Below are 18,393 nucleotides of genomic sequence, written 5' to 3' on the forward strand. Positions count from 1 at the left end.
TTCAATCCGTTTGTATTCAGCCGCACTTTTTTATGTGGGCTGTGACTGGTCTGGTGGGCGGTAATAGTAATATTGACTTATAAAACAATTTCTGGTGTATTTTTAGACCAGAATATCAATAAAAAAGTTCAGGGAGTTTCCTGAACTTTTTTGGTTTTATAAAGAGAAATTTTCATTCATCCATTTAAGTTTATTAAAGCTTTTAAGAAATTTCGCTTTGATGGAAATGAATTTTTCCTGTGCTTCAATCATTTTATTTTCCCTTGAATTGATCAGGAAAAGAGAACTCTCACCGTTCGCATACTTTATTTCTTCTGCAGTAAGAAGTTGCTGGTAATTCACAAGATTATTTTGTGAAAGGGCTATCTGGGTATGGTAATTTAAAAGTTCGTTTTTATAGGTTTCAATTTTCGTGGTAAGCTCTCTTTTCTTGAATTCAGTATCAAGTTTATTTTGTTCTATTTTAATTTTGGCCATTTGATAACTGGCTTTGGCTTCCCTTTGAAATACCGGTATTTCAAGTTTTAATCCATATTGAAAATTATTGTCAAAAAGAGGAAGGTAATCTGACTGATAATTCTCTTTGTTGAAGAAATTATAAGTAAAATCAAACTTGGGAAGAAAGCTCTGCCATTTCAGCTTCCGTTCACTTTCTAAAATATGATGTTTCTGAGTATAATACTGTACAGACCAATGGTTGGTGGTTTCTTTTGTTTTAATTTCCTGCAGAAGAAATTCAAAATCTGAGTAGGCGGTATGATCTGAAAGATGATCTGCAGGATAAATAAGTTGTGAGATTTCATAAATTTCACGATTATCTTTCCATAAAAATAACTGCAGCTGCTGGGTGTTTTTAACAAAATTTAAATAGGCTTCTTTCTGCTGAAGTTCAAAGCTCTGTAGCTGAGAAGCTGCTTCAACAGTATCGATAGCTGCTCTTTCTCCATATTCAAAAGTTTTCCGGGTGAGCTGCAGACGTTTTTTGCTGACCTCAATCGCTTTGTTTTGCAACTTGTAAATTTCGAAACTTTGTACCCATTCCCAATAGGTGTTTTCTGCTTCAAGAAGAAGTTCATTGGTAAGTACAGTCTGTTCAGCTTCCGTCATTTTCGAGGCAAATTTCGCCTGATCCAATGCTGCTCTTCGTTTATCATACAAAAGATTTTTAGCTAAAGGAACAGTAATTCCCATGCTGTAAATACCACCTTTGGTTTCACTGGAGTTGAGTTTTTCACCATCCAGATATTGATATCCTGCTGTAAGATCAATTCCGTACCAGGTAGGAATACCCAGTTCAATATTTTTTTGTCTGTAATATTGTACACCGTCAATGTTCTTTTCGCCCAGTTTTCCTCCTAAAATAGGATCAAAATTTCCTCTTGCTTTAGTAATCTCAGATTGCGCAATTTTGTTTTGCAGTTGATATTTCAATGCCATTGGATGATAATTTTTTACCACCGCCAGAAATTCATTTGCTGAAATCATGAGAGAATCCTGTGCTTTATGATACTGGAAAAAAAGAAAGATCAATATAAAAAGAAGTTTACTTTGTTTTCTCATACTTAGCAGTTTGATCATTTTTTACTTCATAATAATCTGGTGGAAAACCGTTGATATTTCTCCATAGTTCATACCAGATAGGAACATCATTAAGAATGGCAATTCCCTGTACACCTCCTCCCATTTTAATTTTTGGAGGCCATCTTTTTTCCTTTTTATCTTCAATAATCAATGCTTTAAAAAGTCCGTTTGCACTGATATTGCTTTCCACGGCAACCACCTTGCCTGCAAATGTTCCGTAGCTGGAATTGGGCCATCCCGAGAATACAATGGCAGGAAATCCATCAAAAATGCACATCACACGCTGACCTTCTTTCACAAGCGGGAGATCCACAGGTTTTATATAAATCTCAACTGCATAATCTACTGCTGTGGGAACAACTGTCCCAATATTTTCACCATCTTTTAAAACTTCACCAATTCCTGTTTTATTAAGCTGTACAATCTGACCGTCCTGTGAGGCAATAATGAAATATAAGCCCTGTCTTGCTTTGTAATTGGCCACTTGATTTTCGAGCTTGGCAATTTCACCTTCACTGCCCTCAATCTGCCCCATGTTTTGAAAACGGTCTCCTTCTATTTTACTGAGTTTCTCTGTGTAATCCTGAATCACAGAATTCTGTTCAATTCCTATATTGATAATTTCCTGACGGGTTTGAGCCACTTTATTTTCTGATGCTGTTTTTTTGGCAACAGCATTTTGATAAGAAATACTTCTCTGTTGAAACTGGGTAAGAGAAACCAAACCTTCCTCATACATTTTTTTCTGCCGCGCAAACTGGTCTTCTGAAAGCTTAAGTTCATTACTAGCAGCGGTGAGTTCTGCTTCTTCACCGGTAAGTTTATTATTAAGCTGGCTTATTTTTATTTTGAGCTGATTCAGTTTTAAGTTTCTGGCTGAATGTAAGGCTTCAAGCTGGGTTTTCACTGTTCCTGCTTTTGCTTCATAGAAATTTCTTACTCCCTTTTTAGCATTTACCTGTTCCTGTGTTCTCTGTACCAAAAGCGGATCTAAATAATCATCTTTTATTTCGGAAAGCTGCAGTAAAGTATCTCCTTTTTTTACATAATCTCCGTTTTTAACATACCATTTGATGATTTTTCCCGGGATAGGAGAGTGAAGTTGCTGTGGACGCTGTTCCTGATAAAGAGAGGTTACATTTCCTTTCACTTTAATATTCTGTGTCCAAGGGAGAAATAAGGTAATTATACCGCCTATGAAGATAAACAGAAACCATCTTTTTACCCGTGACTTTTTATGAATATGATAGATATTGTCAAACGACTGTAGTTTCATTTTACTAATTGTTTTGAAGTGTTTTTAATGTTCCTCCTTCCAGATGAAAATGCTGATCGGCATATTGTAGCAGTTCTGTATCCTGAGAAACAATAATAATAGTTGTGTTTTCCTTGATTTTCTGGAGATATTTTATCATTTTGTCCTGATATTCTTCACGGATTCCTGCAAAAGGATTTTCCAGAATGATAAGTTTTTTGTTACCGAGGAGAGCACGAAGCAGCAGTATTTTTTTCTTTGAACTGAATGTGATTTCAGGATCAGTTTCACTTACTTCTGTAAAGAATCCGCTGCTGAACATACTTGAAATATTTTCTATACCCATATTTTCAGAAAGCTCAAGAATATCTTCTGTGTGGCTCTGGCTGCTTCCTAATAGGATGTTTTCTTTAACGGTTCCCTGAATGATCTTCATATTTTCCAGATAAAGTCCAACATTATTTCTCCAGTGTTTTTTCTCTATATTTTTTAATGGAATTTTATCAATCAGAATTGCTCCTGAGCTGGGCTCGAAGAATCCTGTGATCATATTAAGCAGAAGGGTTTTTCCCGCTCCCAGTTTTCCTGTTAGAATGTTCAGACTGTTTTCTTTGATTTTGAAATTAAGGTCCGAAAGGATGGGAGTATTATCATTAAATGAAAAGCTTACATTTTTAAATTCAATTTCTGTCCCTTTTTCTTTCTGAGATAATGTGATTTCTCCGTTGGGTTCCTCTTTAAGTTCAGTGATTTTAGAGAGTTTGGCAAAAGACGCAATCAGATCATAATAACTTTCAAGGCTTACAATAAGCTTTTCTACAGCAGACATGATGCTTAGAACAACAATTTCTGTGGCAATAAATGCTCCGATATTTAGCTTTTGATTAATCAGAAGATAGGTTCCAATGGCCAGCATTGCTAAAGTAATGATGACTTTAAAAGCAATAATTGTTTTATACTGAAAAACGAGTACTTTAAAATGAGCTGTTCTGTGCTTAAGATATTCTATCACTCTTTCATCAGTTCCTTTTAAATGAGAATCATTTTCAGAATGCATTTTAAATGTTTTTACAGAACCGGCGATATCCTCTATCCACGCTGCTGTATCGTATTTTTTGTTGCTCTCTTCAATGCTGGATTTGATTCCGCTTTCCATTGTATATCTGAAAATAATTACAACAGAGAGAATAACCAGACCTCCGAATGCTAAAAACCAAGGATGATAAAAAGAGAGCAAGAGAATCCCAAAAACAATCTGTATTAAAGCAGTAGGAATTTCCAGTAATATTTTTGAAATTCCTTTCTGAAGATTCTGAATATCAAAGAATCGGTTGACAAGTTCCGGAAGGTAGTATTTTCTGGTGTAGGAAAGATCTGCTTTGGGGATTTTGTCTGCTATGGCGATGGAAAATTCTACAAATATTTTCTGCTGTATCTTTTCAATTATCTGTATCACTTTTAATCTGAAATATCCGGCAAGCCAGGTTCCGATTACGACAAAAAATATGAGGATATAAATGGAAGTTGTCATCGTAGCTCCCATCACAAAGCTTACAATAGACTGTATTCCTAAAGGTACGCTCAGCAAGACTAAACCATTCAGAATGGCATAGAAATAAATATTGGTAACATCTTTTTTTTCTTTTGTAATGTAGCGGATGAGCCTTTTTCCCTGTTCATTAGCTGGTATTTCCATTTTTCTTCTTTAGTAAAAGATTAACTGTTTTTTTAAGTTGTGAATTTTCCTTTGAATATCATCTGTTGTCACTGGAAATAGCTTTTGTTTTCCAGGAAATTGATAGGATTTGGTGATCACTTTTTCTGAAATAAGGACTTTACCTGAATTGAATTTCATCTGAAAATTCATGAAATAGGTATGTTTTATTTCCGGGCTTCAAAGATAATAGATGGGATTTGTTAATATTCTTATCTACATTAGAATGACATTAAAATGTCATTAGAATATGATCGTAAGATTTAGTTTTTTTATGATCATTATCATATTATTCATAGATTCACCGCCTTGAATCTGATAAGATCGCATATAAACTTACAGAATGCGTTAAAAGTTCTATAATTTTCTTTTTAACCTTATTCATTTTTAGTAAATTTGTCAACCTTTAAATATTAAAATAAAATAATAAAAATAATATGAATCTTCACGAGTATCAATCAAAAGAGATTTTATCAAAGTATGGAGTAGCTATCCAACGTGGTTTCGTTGCAAACAACGTAGATGAAGCTGTAGCTGCTGCTGAAAAACTAACTGCTGAAACTGGCGCTCAAGGGTGGGTAGTAAAAGCTCAGATCCACGCAGGTGGTCGTGGTAAAGGTGGTGGTGTAAAGTTCTCTCCAAACATGGATAAGCTTAAAGAAAACGCTCAGAACATCATCGGAATGCAGTTGATTACTCCACAAACTTCTGCTGAAGGTAAAAAAGTAAATTCTGTTTTGGTTGCAGAGGATGTATATTATCCAGGTGAGTCAGAAACTAAAGAATTTTATGTTTCTATTCTATTAGACAGAGCTGAAGGTAAAAATACAATCGTATATTCTACTGAAGGTGGTATGGATATTGAGCACGTTGCTGAAGTAACTCCTCATTTGATCCACAAAGAAATCATTGATCCTGCTTTAGGTCTTCAGGGATTCCAGGCTAGAAAAATTGCTTTCAACCTAGGCCTTGAAGGAAATGCTTTCAAAGAATTTGTAAAATTCATCGGTTCTCTTTATAATGCTTACACAGGTATTGATGCATCTCTTTTCGAAATCAACCCTGTATTAAAAACTTCCGATAACAAAATTATCGCTGTAGATGCTAAAGTAACTTTAGATGACAACTCATTGTTCCGTCACAAAGACTTAGCAGAATTGAGAGATACAAGAGAAGAAGATCCAATGGATGTAGAAGCTGGTGAAGCAGGTCTTAACTTCGTAAAACTTGATGGTAACGTTGCTTGTATGGTAAACGGAGCTGGTCTTGCAATGGCGACTATGGATATCATCAAATTATCTGGTGGTAACCCTGCAAACTTCCTTGACGTAGGTGGTACTGCAGATGCTCAGAGAGTACAGACAGCTTTCGGAATCATCTTAAGAGATCCAAACGTAAAAGCTATTTTGATTAATATCTTCGGAGGTATTGTAAGATGTGACAGAGTTGCTCAGGGGGTTGTAGATGCTTACAAAGCTATGGGTAGCCTTCCTGTTCCATTGATCGTAAGATTACAGGGAACTAACGCTGTAGAAGCTAAAAAATTAATTGACGAGTCTGGTCTTCCGGTACACTCTGCAATTACTTTAGAAGAAGCGGCAAACAAGGTAAAAGAAGTTTTAGCGTAACCTAAAATTTTAAATAAAATAAGAAAACCGTTCCATTTTTTGGAGCGGTTTTTTTTGTGTTTATCTATTATAATTCCAGCAATCAATGTAAAAATGAGGAGCTGATAACTGTTTTTGGGGATAACAACTGGAAATTGGGTAGTTTTTAAGCTATTTTTAAATTTATCATAATTAGATGTTATTGTAAAAATAAAAATAGAAAAAGAAAAATGTATTGTGTAATTAAATCAATTTTTTGAAAAAAAAGTTTTTTATTCTTAATTGCTTTTATTTTTAATAAATGTTGTATTTATAGGAAGTTATGATACGCAAAAAGGAGGTTCATTTTGTATTGAATTCTATTGCGGAGCATATCAATGTTTAACACAAATAATGAAAATCTATGAAAAACAAAACATTTATTTTTTTCGGTTTATTGGGTGCAGTATTAACTTTTGGACAACAAAACTATTGGAAAAAGACGGATGGGGAGAAAGAAAAAGAGCTTGCTCCCAGAAATGTAATGCCGAAAACATTTTCCCTGTATAATCTTGACCTTGATAAGATTAAGGAAGAACTGAAAAAAGCTCCCGAACGCTTTTCTGATGACCATAGCCTTGTTCTGAAATTTCCGGATGCTGATGGAGAGTTTCATGATTATATTGTACAGGAAGCTTCAATAATGGAACCTGAGCTTCAGGAAAGATTCTCCGATATCCGTTCTTACACCGGGTGGGAAGAAAATCATCCGGAAAATACAATACGTTTCAGTACCAGTCCGGAAACAGGAATCAGTATAATGTATTTCAATGGATGGAACATCAGCTATCTGGATGCCTATACCAAGGATAATACTTCTTTTATCTATTATAAAAGAGAAGATTTACCGGAAAATCCTACGCCTTTCAGATGCAGCATACAGGAAGATGCCGATCAGCTATTGGGTAATGATCAGCTGTCAGATAATTTTGTTTCCGGCAGGCCTATGGTTTCGGACGGGGTATTCAGAACGTATAAGCTGGCATTGGCAGCTACGGGAGAGTATACCAAATATCACGGCGGAACAATTCATGGTGCAATGGCCGCAATGGCTACCACAATGACAAGAGTAAACGGAGTATATGAAAAAACGATAGCCGTTACCATGGTGATGGTGGCTAATAACCATCTTCTTATTTACAGAAATCCGGCAACTGACCCCTATACCAATGGGGATGAGGATAAGATGCTTAATGAGAATGTAAAAAACATCAATAATGTGATAGGATTTGCACATTACAATATAGGTCATGTTTTTGGAGTCAACAGTGGCGGAGTTGCAGGGTTGAGGGTTATATGTTCTAAATTGAAAGCACAGGGGGTTACAGGTTCCGGTACTCCCATTAATGATCCTTTTGATATAGATTATGTTGCCCATGAAATGGGACATCAGTTTGGAGCCAATCATACCTTCAGGGCTAATACCGTAGCTTGTAAAGGAAATGTAAATAACAGAACAGCGTATGAGCCGGGAAGTGCCAGTACTATTATGGGATATGCAGGAATATGCGGAGGGAATAGTATTCAGCCGCATAGTGATGCTTATTTCCATGCTGCCAGCGTAAAAGAAATGTATTATACTATATCAAGGGATATCGATTGCTCTGCTAAAAGACGAATGGTTAACAGGGTTCCTACTGCTAACGCAGGCCTGGATTATTCTATTCCTAAAGGAACTGCATTTGTACTGACAGGTCAGGGAACAGATCCGGATAATGATCCGCTTACCTATTTATGGGAACAATATGACAACAAGAATAACATACAGCCGCCACTTCCTTCTAATGTCCAAGGCCCCGTATACCGATCGAGATTACCAAAAACTGAGAATATGAGATATTTCCCGCATTTGTCAGCTGTTTTATCTAATAACTTAACTCCTATGTGGGAAGTTACTCCTAACGTTGCAAGAACTTTGAATTTTTCATTGCTTGTTAATGATAATAGAGCAACGGGAAATCAAACGGCTCATGATGCTATGGTAGTAACCGTAACGAATGCCGGACCATTTAAAGTAACCTCGCATACAGGAAACTCATATAGTCCGGGTACCCATACCATAAAGTGGAATGTGGCAGGAACGGATACAGGAGCTGTAAACACAAAGTATGTTACCATTCTTCTTTCCAAAGATGGAGGCTATCATTTTGATACTGTTCTTGCAGCCAATGTTCCTAACAATGGCTCTGCTGTAGTTAATTTTCCTAATGAAAATATTGGAACAGCAAGAATTATGGTGAAAGCCGTGGGAAATATTTATTTTGCTGTGAATACAACTAATTTTTCCATAGCGAAAACAGCTTCGCAGGTTAAAAAAGAAATAAAGACAAATCGTTTTGCTGTTTATCCTAATCCTTCTCATGATGAAGTGAATATCAGACTAGATGATGAAAATAGTGAAGCTCTGTACAGCCTGATGGATAGTTCAGGAAGGATTGTGAAAAAAGGAAATCTGAAAGGTTACGCAAAAATTCAGGTTCATGATTTTGCTGCAGGAACTTATTTTGTAACTGTCAATACAACAAACGGTAAGAAATATACAGAGAAACTTATTATCAATAAATAAAATGAAAACTTCTTTCTGGAAGTGTCATGGTCGGAGGAAAAATTCTTCCGACCTTTTATTTGTCGAGATTTTCCGGCAAGTTAGTCTCGCCATTGGTAATACTGATACTCGTTGGCGTTACCAGCTGAATTTTATCCGTATCAAAGCGTTCTTTAATCCCTAAATAAGCCTGGCTTCTTACCTGCGCAAGATTAGCCCCTACTTTTATCCAGAATTTTACCTGGAGGTTAAATGCACCTTGCTTCAAATCTGTAAAAATCACTTCTACAGTGTCAAGCTTATCCACATTATCAAGGTTTTTAACCACATCAAGAATTCCTTTCTGAGCTTTAGTGATATCTTCATCAGCCGGAATTTCAAAGTTTAAAATTATCCTGCGCTGTGGAGAGGCCGTAATATTATAAAACGGAGCATTGAAAACAACCTGATTAGGGATATAGGCTTTCTTTCCGTCATCAGTAAGAATTTTTGTAGTGAGAAACCCGATTTCCTGTACTGTTCCTGAGTGGGTTCCGATGGTAATATAATCTCCTACCTTGTAAGCTTTGTCAATTCCAATAAGCATTCCTGAGAAAATACTGGATACCAGGTCTTTCAGAGCAACCCCGGCAATAACCCCCGCAACTCCTAGGCTTCCGATAAACTTCCAAAGAAAGCCACTGAAACCCATTATTTCAAGAGCAATAAAGGTTCCCATCAGCATGATCAAAAATCTGAATACACTGATTAAGGTGACTAATGAACTCTCTTTGCGACTTTTAGGAAAAAATTTATGGAATAATTTTACCGCTGCCTGGCTTAAATATTTGCTGGTAACCAGGAAAAAGGTAAATACTAAAATTCCAACAATCAGCTTGGGTGTAAGTTCAGCGAAGGTGATATACCAATTTTCCAATACCTTGTAAACAAGATCTACATACCTCAGTCCGGTTTTCTCCATGAATAAAATTTTAATTAAAGATATAAATTTTCATCAAAAAATTTGCCAGTTCCAAAAAGTCTACTAAATTTGTAGACTATAAAGAAAGAACATTATGTCAATCAAACTAGGAGATACAGCGCCCAACTTTCAGGCAGAATCATCAGTAGGCGATATCAATTTTTATAATTATCTGGGAAATTCCTGGGGGATTTTGTTTTCGCATCCTGCAGATTACACACCGGTATGCACAACAGAGTTGGGATATACCGCAAAACTTCAGTCTGAGTTTGATGCCAGAGGTACGAAAGTAATTGCCCTGAGTGTAGATGGGGTAGAAGATCATCAAAATTGGGTTAAAGATATTAATGAAACTCAGAACACCCAAGTTCAGTTTCCTATTATTGCCGATAAAGACAGAAAGGTTTCAGAACTGTATGATTTTATTCATCCCAATGCTTCGGCTACCGCTACAGTACGTTCTCTTCTGATTATTGATCCTTCCAAAAAAGTAAGACTGATTATTACCTATCCGGCCTCTACAGGAAGGAATTTTAACGAGATCCTTAGAGTGCTGGATTCTTTACAGTTGGTAGATAATTATCGTGTAGCCACTCCTGTAAATTGGAAAACCGGAGAAGATGTTATTATACCTCCAACCATTTCTACAGAAGAAGCACGAAAAATATTCCCAAAAGGTGTAACGGAAATAAAACCGTATTTGAGATACACTCCACAACCTAATACATGATTTATTTGATTTTTTATAGTTTAGTTTTAATTTGTACGAAAAGCGCCCCGGAAATAAATTTCCGGGGCGCTTTCATTTTTTTTATAAGTATTTCAGTGATTACTTAACGTCGTTGATGATTTGTTTTGCTTTAGACGTTGGAAGATAAATCTGGAAACCTAAACCAAAAGTAATTTTGTTAGTGTATCCACCGCTTCCGAATCCAGCGTTTGCATCATATTTCACTAAACCTTCCAATCCGATGTTTGGAGTGATGAAGTAAGAATATCCAGGTCCGAATCCAAAGTTAAGACCGTTAGAAGAAGAACCCCCTTTAGAGATTGACATCCCTCCAACACCTACGTTACCTTCGAAGAACCATCTTCCGTGGTGTAGTAAGTTGTTTACTCCTTGCTCTCCCGGATTAAGATAATAACGTCCTAATGCTCCTACGTTATAAGTGAAAGTAGTGGGTGCATCTTTAGCTCCTTTGAAACCTAAATCTACATATCCCCCAACTGCGATATTATCTTCAATGAAATAGGCTCCTTTAGGCTGAATTGCAAAGTTGTATCCTGCTCCTTCATTTAAACCAAAATTTGCCCCTACAAGGTTACCCCCTACCATCCAATTACCTTTCTGAATTTGAGCGTTGGCAGTTGCTGTTAAGCCTGCTACGGCTAATATTCCTGTTAAAATAAGTTTTTTCATAATTTATTATTTTAATAATTAAATGTTTATTATTCACGAATTATAGAAAAAACAATAAATGTGCCAGACTCTTAATTTTACGTAATTTTTCTAAATAAACGTTAAGATTACCAGTGAGATATAATTTACTTTTTTAACAGATTAACTGAGGATATCATAATGATAAAGAAAATAAAACAGGCGTTTTGGAATGAAAATGATAAAAACAGATGTTATTTTGTTAATGTTCCAAATTGCTGTTTTTTCTTTTGATCTGCCTTCCTATTATATTAAATAAACAAAAGAATGATGGAAATGATCAAGCCGGCAATCGTAAACTTGATTCCACGTTTGAATGCTTTTGTCTTAGGATTAAACATCCAGAAACTTGAGATGACAAAAAAGAAAAGGGAAACTCCGAAGAATACGCTTAGAGGAGATATAGCATCTTTAGATTGTGATTTGTGAAGAGAAACCATTTTATCCAATACAAAAGGAAGTTCCTTCTTAGTGTATTTGGCTTTTCCGGTGGCACTGTCATAAGTTCCCTGTTTAAAATAAAGAACGCTTCCTTCTGTTTTTTCCACTTCCAGGCCTTTCATCTTCAGTTCTTTTTTCAGTTCTTTCTCTGAAAGATTGGCAGCAATGTTTTTTTCATATTTTTTTTCGCTTTTCAGAAAATCAGTGTCTCTGTACACCAGAAGAATTCCACTTAACGAATATACCGCCATAATTCCGGCAAGGAAATATCCCAGATAACGGTGTGTAATTCTCATGAAGCTTCTTGTGTCTTTAATCTTATCCATATCTATTGTTTTGTTTTTGTTTAAAATTTCAAAAGTGGAAACTGCAAAAATGCAATCTCCACTTTTAATGAAAGAATTATTATTTAAAGAATTCTAGAAATTCTAGAGTCTGTATGTCAATGTGAAATAGTAATTTCTAGGCGTAATAGGATTCACTGAATAATTCTCGTGAACATTGTAGTTTACAACATCAAACAGGTTGCCCACTTTCCCCTGGATAGAGAATTTTTTCCACTCGTAGCCTACTGAAACGGAAACAGTCGTATAATCTTTCAGGTCAAACATTCTGCTCACGTTATTTCTACTTGTGTTTGTAGATTTTGTATCATTCCATCCGGCAATTCTGTCCCCGATGTAATAAATTCCAGCTCCGATTTTCAATCCTTTTACGTAGTTTGTAAATTTATAGAAAACAGAAGCATTTGCTGTTGTTGCCGGTGTTCTTACCAGTCTTTGGTTTTCAATATATCCTTTTTCAGGAGTGTCGGTATAAACCGAATTGTTATAAGAAAAACCTCCGATTATAGACAAGTTTTCTGTAGGATTTCCTGTAATGTCCAGTTCCACACCACGGCTTCTCATATTTCCTGCAAATTCTTTAAGATTGGTGTCTGTGGAATTTACCGGTGCCCCGTTTGGAGCAGAAGCAAACCAATACGTTTGATAGTAATTATTGTACATAATCTGGTAAGCCGTTAAGTTAACAGCTAAAGCATTGTTCCAGAAATTCTTTTTAATACCGATTTCATATTGATCAACAGTTGATGGCTTTATGCTTTGTTTTGATAAAGTATTTAACTGAGCTTGAACATCTGAAGCAGATTGATTGGTATTTACTGTTCCAAATTGATCTGAAGTATATCCTGCATTGGCTGCAAAAGAATTCGTATAAGTTGCGAATACTGAAAGGTTTTCATTTGGAGCATACACCAAACCTACTTTTGGAGAAAATGCATTGTCAGACGTTGAAGAATTAGCGACTTCAATTTTATCATTTAATGTGAAGCGGGTCGTCAGCGTAGGCATGTTTTCTATATAAGACCATCTTAAACCTGCAATTACTTTTAATTGTTTTGTTAAGCTGATATAATCCTGTGCATAGATCCCTATTCTTCTTGTATTGATTCTATTTCTCGTACTAAGAGTAGAATTAGGCATATCAATACTTCCCCACGTTGACGGATCATCTAAATACAGAAGATTTCTTGGAGCCGCAATAGTATAAGCATAAGCATCTGCCTGGCCGTAATCAGCATCTGCCCCAATTAAAACTTTGTGGCTGATTTTTCCAGTATTGAATTCACCATTGATGTTTACCTGTGCTGAAGTATAATTTTGTTCGTTGTAAGTTCTGCCAAAAGGTCTTTTCCATGACAATCTGTTAGGATCTACAGTGGCATCTTTAGTATCATATATCCATTGTACTCTTTCAGAAGAAAAATAATCTTTCGTATAGTTCTGGTAAGAAGCAATCGCATTTAAAGACCATCTTTCGTTGAACTGATGATTAAAAGTTATATTCGTAGAAGCTTGCTGTACATTTTGATATTGCCAGTCAGTTCCGAAGAAAGTGTTTCTGGAAACAGTATCATTCAATCTATAGCTTTGGTCCTTTTCCGTAATAGAACCAAGCCCGAAATCGGGAGTAAAATTAGTTTTAAGATAATCCGCTTCCACAATCAATTGTGATTTTGGGCTTAAATTGAAAAGGAAGGATGGATTGAAATAATATTTCTCTGATTCTACAACATCTCTGAAACTTTCAGCATGCTCATAGGCTCCGTTTACTCTGAAAGCAATATTTTTAGATAAAGGACCGTAAATATCAACTGTTGGTTTATAAGAATTCCAGCTTCCGCCGTTTAGCCCGATACTTCCACCAAAATTGAATTTAGGCTTTTTTGTAATCATATTGATAACACCACCAGCTGCTGTATTTCCAAAAAGCATGGCATTGGCGCCCTTTAAAACTTCTACTCTTTCCAGACCACTTACTTCAGGGAAAACACCGCTGTTTACTCTTGAACCATTTTTAAAAATATTATCATTTCCTAAAATGAAACCACGTCCACCAAAACTATCCTGAGAATTTCCTCTGGATGAAGTGATGTACAATCCGTTTACATTCTGAAGAACATCACTCAGTTGCTTTGCCTGTTGCTGCTCAATGATTTCATGAGTAACAATAGCAATAGGCTGAGGGTTTTCCATTACCGTCAGATTAGATTTTGTTGATAATGGTCTTGCCTGGTTAGGATTTCCTGTTTTGTGAAGGTTAATATCCTCAATGGTCTGAGTTCTGATAGTATCTGCTTCAACATTTTTCAGCTGTGAACTTGCCGAAGCGGCGATAAACAGAAGACCTAAAGAAAGTAATTGTCTTTTCATTTTATTTTTATGTAGAACAGTTTTAAATAAGGCGCAAATGTAAGTATTTGTTTAGAATAGATAAAAATAATTTTATGATTTAAATCATATTCTTAGTGTTGATGAGATGGATTATTTCTATAGCCGCTTAGACTAAGGGATAGAAAATTTTTTATGAATATATTTGTTAAAAATTATAATATGCAATTGGTAAAAGCAGGGCTTTGCGCCTTTGGAATGAGTGGGAAAGTATTCCATGCTCCCTTCTTAAAAGAACATCCGGGATTTTTTATGTCTGCTGTGGTGGAAAGAAGTAAGGAAGAATCGAAGGAAAAGTATCCGGAAGCAACCATCTACCGTTCCGTGGAAGAAATGCTTCAGCATGGTGATGTAGAATTGGTGATTATCAATACCCCGGTTCAGACTCATTATGAGTACGCCAAAAAAGCACTGGAAGCAGGAAAAAATATTGTTGTGGAAAAACCCTTTACAGTAAATGTTTCTGAAGCAGAAGAGCTGGTGCAATTAGCAGAAGAAAAAGGATTGTTTTTAAGCGTATATCAAAACAGAAGATTTGACCGCGACTTTCTACAGGTTCAAAAGATTCTTGATGATAAGAAAATAGGTAATATTAAAGAAGCTGAAATTCGTTTTGACAGATTCCGTACAACCGCCAGTGGAAAACAGCATAAAGAAAGCCCTGATCAGGTGGGGGCAGGATCACTTCACGATCTGGGGGCACATCTTGTAGATCAGGCGGTGCAGTATTTTGGATATCCTGAAAAATTGTTTGCAGACGTGTTTTCTATGAAAGGAACTGAGTTCGCTAACGATTATTTTGAAATTCTCTTATTCTATAAAGATAATATGAGGGTAAGACTGAAATCATCTGTTTTCAGTAAAGAAGGACATTATGCTTACACTATTCATGGAGACAAAGGAACTTTCCTGCAGGAAAGAACCGATAATCAGGAAAATGAACTGGTAGCAGGTGCTGTTCCTGAATATGGTAAAGAATGGACACAGCCTCTGAAAGAGCCGGACGGAATTTTAAACTTCCTGAATGATGATTCTGAAACAGAGAGAATTCTTACCTCCAGTGAAGCCGGAAACTACATGAATTATTACCAGCAAATTTATGAACACATCGTTTTTGGATATGCTTTACCATCTCCCGGAAAAGAAGTTATTCAGAATATGAAAATCATAGATACTTCTCTTAAAAGTGCAAAAGAAGAAAGAATAATAGAATTATAAATGATGAGTTATGAATTATGAATGAATTCAAGATTCAAAGTTGATAACAGTTGTGATGAGAAGTCTTCAATTCGTTTACTCTAAAACTCTAAAACTCTTTGAATTCATTCATAATTCATCATTATTAAAGGAGTTCCTGAAGCTCCAGCCATCTCATTTCATGGTTCTCCAGTTTTTCTGAAACGCTTTCCAGTTCTGAAGAAAGTGTGGCTATCTTTTCGTAATCAGCTTCGTTGTTGAGCTTATCCAGAATTTTAGTACGTTGTGCTTCCAGTTCAGGCATCTCTTTTTCAATGGTTTCCAGTTCCCTTTGTTCTTTAAAAGTGAGTTTCCTTTTAGAATTGGCAGACTGAGTACTTTCTGTTGGTGAAACAATTTCTTTTACAGGCTCAGGTTTTACCATTGCATTTTTTTCTAAGGCTTCTTCACGGCTTCTTGCTTCTCTGTATTCTGAGAAGTTTCCTACAAAATCTCTGATTTTTCCGTCTCCTTCAAAAGCCAGAACGTGGTCTACAATTCTGTCCATAAAATACCTGTCGTGGGAAACGATAATTAAAGATCCCTGAAATTGCTGAAGGAAATTTTCCAGCACTGTTAATGTAGGAAGGTCAAGGTCATTTGTAGGTTCATCAAAAATCAGGAAGTTAGGATTCTGATACAAGATATACATCAGGTGAAGTCTTCTCTTTTCACCGCCCGAAAGTTTAGAAATAGGAGAATATTGTGTCTGATCATCAAATAAAAATAATCTTAAGAACTGTGATGCCGATAAACTTTTGCCATTAGCTAAAGGATAAAATTCTGCAATTTCTTTGATGAAATCTATTACACGCTCATCTTCTTTATATGTAAGCCCTTTTTGTGAGAAATAACCGAAAGAAATCGTTTCTCCGGTTTCAATTTCTCCTTTATCGGCTTTTTCAAAACCTTGAATAATATTAAGTAAGGTAGATTTTCCCGCCCCATTTTTTCCAATGATTCCCACTTTTTCTCCACGCTGAAACTGATAGCTGAAATCTTTCAATAAAACTTTAGGTCCAAAACTTTTATCAATATGTTTAAGTTCAAGAATTTTATTTCCCAAACGTTTCATCTCAAAATCCAGTTCAAGTCCGTCTTTTCTGGTATCGGTTTTGGCAACCTTTTCAGTCTCATAGAAAGCATCAATTCTGCTTTTTGATTTTGTGGTTCTGGCTTTCGGCTGTCTTCGCATCCATTCCAGTTCCTTTCTGTAAAGGTTATTGGCCTTGTCAATTGTAGCATTAAGATTTTCCTCACGAATCATCTTGTTCTCCAGGTAAGTAGCATAAGAACCGTTGTGAACATACAGATTCTGATCTTCCATTTCCCAGATACTGTCACAAACACTGTCAAGGAAATATCGGTCGTGGGTTACAAGCAATAAAGTGATTTTTGCTTTGTTCAGATAATTTTCAAGCCATTCTACCATATCCACATCCAGGTGGTTGGTAGGTTCATCCATGATAAGAAGTGTATGCCTGTGCTCGGCTCTTGTTTCTGTTAAAAGTTTAGCCAATGCTACACGCTTGATCTGCCCTCCGGAAAGAGTACCCATTTTAGCATCCAGATCAGTGATTTTAAGCTGGGAAAGAATCTGTTTCATTTCATTCTCCAGATCCCAGGCTTTATGAACTTCCATATCAGCCAATGCTTTCTCAATAAAATCATTATCCGTAGAATGGAGTGATTTGTGATAGTTTTTAAGAGCGAGGATAGGTTCGGAATCAAGGGTCATCATGAATTCCTCAATGCTGAGCTTAGGATCATAATCAATTTCCTGGTCAAATAACACCACCTGGATATCTTTATTGATGATCACAGTTCCGCTGTCTGCAATTTCTTTACCCATTAATATTTTCAGAAGGGTAGATTTTCCACTTCCATTTTTGGCAACAATCGCTATTTTATCTCCTTCATTGATGTGGAAAGAAATATTTTTAAACAAAACTTTGATGCCGTAAGATTTGGTAAGATTTTCTGCAGAAACGTAATTCATTGGGAATTAATAGTTTGATTTTATTTTTTAACTAAGTCGCAAAAATACGAAAATGTAGCCATAAAATTTTCCGGAACGCATCTTATAAGAATGAATATTTATGATTTTTTAATAGATAGTGTCCCTTGCCTGAAAAAACTAATCAGTAAATTTGATCAGCCACAATGAAATACACATTTTAATAGTAATAAATAATACAAAAATCTGATGGAAACAATGAAAAAAGTTATTGTCGACATGGACGGGGTAATGGCGGATGTATATCATCAGCTGGTACAATTTGAAAAAAGAGATACAGGAAGAGAAATTGAAATCAGTGATTTGGCTGGTAAGCCTGAAATAGAATCTTTTCCCAATGGAAAAAAGCACGTGAATGAAGTAGGTTTTTTCAGAACCTTACCTGTAATGAAGGGAAGCCGTGAGGCAATGGAATATCTGAATAATAAATATGAACTCTATATTGTATCTGCCGGAATGGAGTTTCCAAACAGCTTAAGGGAAAAATATGATTGGCTGGCAGAGCATTTCCCATTCATTACCTGGGAACAGATTGTTCTTTGTGGAAGTAAAAAAGTAGTGTCCGGAGATATCATGATTGATGACTATCCTAAAAATTTAGATCATTTTTCAGGGCAGAGACTGATATTTACCCAACCTCATAATGAGCTGATAGAAAATGATACTTACGAAAGAGTGCATTCCTGGGAAGAAATTATGAGTATCCTTTAAGTAGGAAATATTTATAATTAGGAAATATTTAAAACAACTTTAACTAAAGGGAGAATAATTTTAATAAAGTATTGGGATATTGGGCTGTTGAAAATAAATAAGTTTGCTTTAAACTT

Annotated in this window: 13 protein-coding genes; 5 read left to right on the top strand and 8 right to left on the bottom strand. The window is 35.8% G+C overall.

Features of this window, described 5'->3' with window-relative positions:
• Window positions 1-156 precede the first annotated feature (156 nt).
• From DEU39_RS18085 to DEU39_RS18095, 3 genes are read right to left on the bottom strand one after another with little or no spacing between them, the layout of a single operon-like run.
• On the bottom strand, window positions 157-1,560 hold the full coding sequence (locus DEU39_RS18085; RefSeq protein WP_183037441.1) for a TolC family protein: 1,404 nt from the start codon (window positions 1,558-1,560) through the stop codon (window positions 157-159).
• Entirely contained in the window at window positions 1,544-2,857 is a 1,314-nt protein-coding gene (locus DEU39_RS18090; RefSeq protein ID WP_120232874.1) for an HlyD family secretion protein, read from the bottom strand. The genes DEU39_RS18085 and DEU39_RS18090 overlap by 17 nt, the downstream gene beginning before the upstream one ends.
• Window positions 2,858-2,861: 4 nt before the next feature.
• A complete protein-coding gene (locus DEU39_RS18095; RefSeq protein WP_120232875.1) occupies window positions 2,862-4,532 on the bottom strand; it encodes a peptidase domain-containing ABC transporter in 1,671 nt (556 codons plus the stop codon).
• 455 nt (window positions 4,533-4,987) lie between these two features.
• Between DEU39_RS18095 and sucC the strand changes: the two genes are divergently transcribed.
• Both sucC and DEU39_RS18105 read left to right on the top strand, forming a co-directional pair.
• The gene (gene sucC / locus DEU39_RS18100; protein WP_062676270.1) at window positions 4,988-6,178 is read left to right on the top strand and encodes an ADP-forming succinate--CoA ligase subunit beta; all 1,191 of its coding nucleotides are present in this window, start codon (window positions 4,988-4,990) and stop codon (window positions 6,176-6,178) included.
• A gap of 382 nt (window positions 6,179-6,560) precedes the next feature.
• A complete protein-coding gene (locus DEU39_RS18105) occupies window positions 6,561-8,762 on the top strand; it encodes a reprolysin-like metallopeptidase (protein WP_120232876.1) in 2,202 nt (733 codons plus the stop codon).
• Between the two features lie 55 nt (window positions 8,763-8,817).
• On the opposite strand, the gene DEU39_RS18110 is transcribed toward DEU39_RS18105, so the two are convergent.
• Window positions 8,818-9,702: a mechanosensitive ion channel family protein gene (locus DEU39_RS18110; RefSeq protein WP_062676268.1), complete on the bottom strand. Its 885-nt coding sequence runs from the start codon at window positions 9,700-9,702 to the stop codon at window positions 8,818-8,820.
• Window positions 9,703-9,796: 94 nt separating this feature from the next.
• On the opposite strand from DEU39_RS18110, the gene DEU39_RS18115 reads away from it, so the two are divergent.
• A complete protein-coding gene (locus DEU39_RS18115; protein WP_120232877.1) occupies window positions 9,797-10,432 on the top strand; it encodes a peroxiredoxin in 636 nt (211 codons plus the stop codon).
• Between the two features lie 99 nt (window positions 10,433-10,531).
• On the opposite strand, the gene DEU39_RS18120 is transcribed toward DEU39_RS18115, so the two are convergent.
• From DEU39_RS18120 to DEU39_RS18130, 3 genes are all read right to left on the bottom strand, one after another.
• Window positions 10,532-11,122, bottom strand: a complete 591-nt coding sequence (locus tag DEU39_RS18120) for an outer membrane beta-barrel protein (RefSeq protein ID WP_047435061.1) — start codon at window positions 11,120-11,122, stop codon at window positions 10,532-10,534.
• A 269-nt stretch (window positions 11,123-11,391) separates the two neighbouring features.
• A complete protein-coding gene (locus tag DEU39_RS18125; RefSeq protein WP_062676266.1) occupies window positions 11,392-11,907 on the bottom strand; it encodes a hypothetical protein in 516 nt (171 codons plus the stop codon).
• Between the two features lie 102 nt (window positions 11,908-12,009).
• Window positions 12,010-14,295, bottom strand: a complete 2,286-nt coding sequence (locus tag DEU39_RS18130) for a TonB-dependent siderophore receptor (protein ID WP_120232878.1) — start codon at window positions 14,293-14,295, stop codon at window positions 12,010-12,012.
• Window positions 14,296-14,475: 180 nt separating this feature from the next.
• Here DEU39_RS18130 and DEU39_RS18135 point away from each other — a divergent pair, with 180 nt between their 5' ends.
• A complete protein-coding gene (locus DEU39_RS18135) occupies window positions 14,476-15,531 on the top strand; it encodes a Gfo/Idh/MocA family oxidoreductase (RefSeq protein WP_062676264.1) in 1,056 nt (351 codons plus the stop codon).
• Window positions 15,532-15,655: 124 nt separating this feature from the next.
• Here the strand turns inward: DEU39_RS18135 and DEU39_RS18140 are convergent, their stop codons facing one another.
• On the bottom strand, window positions 15,656-17,548 hold the full coding sequence (locus DEU39_RS18140; RefSeq protein WP_120232879.1) for an ABC-F family ATP-binding cassette domain-containing protein: 1,893 nt from the start codon (window positions 17,546-17,548) through the stop codon (window positions 15,656-15,658).
• 216 nt (window positions 17,549-17,764) lie between these two features.
• On the opposite strand from DEU39_RS18140, the gene DEU39_RS18145 reads away from it, so the two are divergent.
• Window positions 17,765-18,277: a 5' nucleotidase, NT5C type gene (locus DEU39_RS18145; protein WP_062676310.1), complete on the top strand. Its 513-nt coding sequence runs from the start codon at window positions 17,765-17,767 to the stop codon at window positions 18,275-18,277.
• Window positions 18,278-18,393: the final 116 nt, after the last annotated feature.

Origin of the sequence: Chryseobacterium sp. AG363 (genome assembly GCF_003610675.1) — a bacterium.
GTDB classification, from domain to species: Bacteria; Bacteroidota; Bacteroidia; order Flavobacteriales; family Weeksellaceae; genus Chryseobacterium; species Chryseobacterium cucumeris.

What these genes read in the sequence shown, in the direction of transcription:
- DEU39_RS18085 (WP_183037441.1), bottom strand. Translation starts at nt 1,560, where the DNA reads ATGAGAAAACAAAGTAAACTTCTTTTTATATTGATCTTTCTTTTTTTC.
- DEU39_RS18090 (WP_120232874.1), bottom strand. Translation starts at nt 2,857, where the DNA reads ATGAAACTACAGTCGTTTGACAATATCTATCATATTCATAAAAAGTCA.
- DEU39_RS18095 (WP_120232875.1), bottom strand. Translation starts at nt 4,532, where the DNA reads ATGGAAATACCAGCTAATGAACAGGGAAAAAGGCTCATCCGCTACATT.
- sucC (WP_062676270.1), top strand. Translation starts at nt 4,988, where the DNA reads ATGAATCTTCACGAGTATCAATCAAAAGAGATTTTATCAAAGTATGGA.
- DEU39_RS18105 (WP_120232876.1), top strand. Translation starts at nt 6,561, where the DNA reads ATGAAAAACAAAACATTTATTTTTTTCGGTTTATTGGGTGCAGTATTA.
- DEU39_RS18110 (WP_062676268.1), bottom strand. Translation starts at nt 9,702, where the DNA reads ATGGAGAAAACCGGACTGAGGTATGTAGATCTTGTTTACAAGGTATTG.
- DEU39_RS18115 (WP_120232877.1), top strand. Translation starts at nt 9,797, where the DNA reads ATGTCAATCAAACTAGGAGATACAGCGCCCAACTTTCAGGCAGAATCA.
- DEU39_RS18120 (WP_047435061.1), bottom strand. Translation starts at nt 11,122, where the DNA reads ATGAAAAAACTTATTTTAACAGGAATATTAGCCGTAGCAGGCTTAACA.
- DEU39_RS18125 (WP_062676266.1), bottom strand. Translation starts at nt 11,907, where the DNA reads ATGGATAAGATTAAAGACACAAGAAGCTTCATGAGAATTACACACCGT.
- DEU39_RS18130 (WP_120232878.1), bottom strand. Translation starts at nt 14,295, where the DNA reads ATGAAAAGACAATTACTTTCTTTAGGTCTTCTGTTTATCGCCGCTTCG.
- DEU39_RS18135 (WP_062676264.1), top strand. Translation starts at nt 14,476, where the DNA reads ATGCAATTGGTAAAAGCAGGGCTTTGCGCCTTTGGAATGAGTGGGAAA.
- DEU39_RS18140 (WP_120232879.1), bottom strand. Translation starts at nt 17,548, where the DNA reads ATGAATTACGTTTCTGCAGAAAATCTTACCAAATCTTACGGCATCAAA.
- DEU39_RS18145 (WP_062676310.1), top strand. Translation starts at nt 17,765, where the DNA reads ATGAAAAAAGTTATTGTCGACATGGACGGGGTAATGGCGGATGTATAT.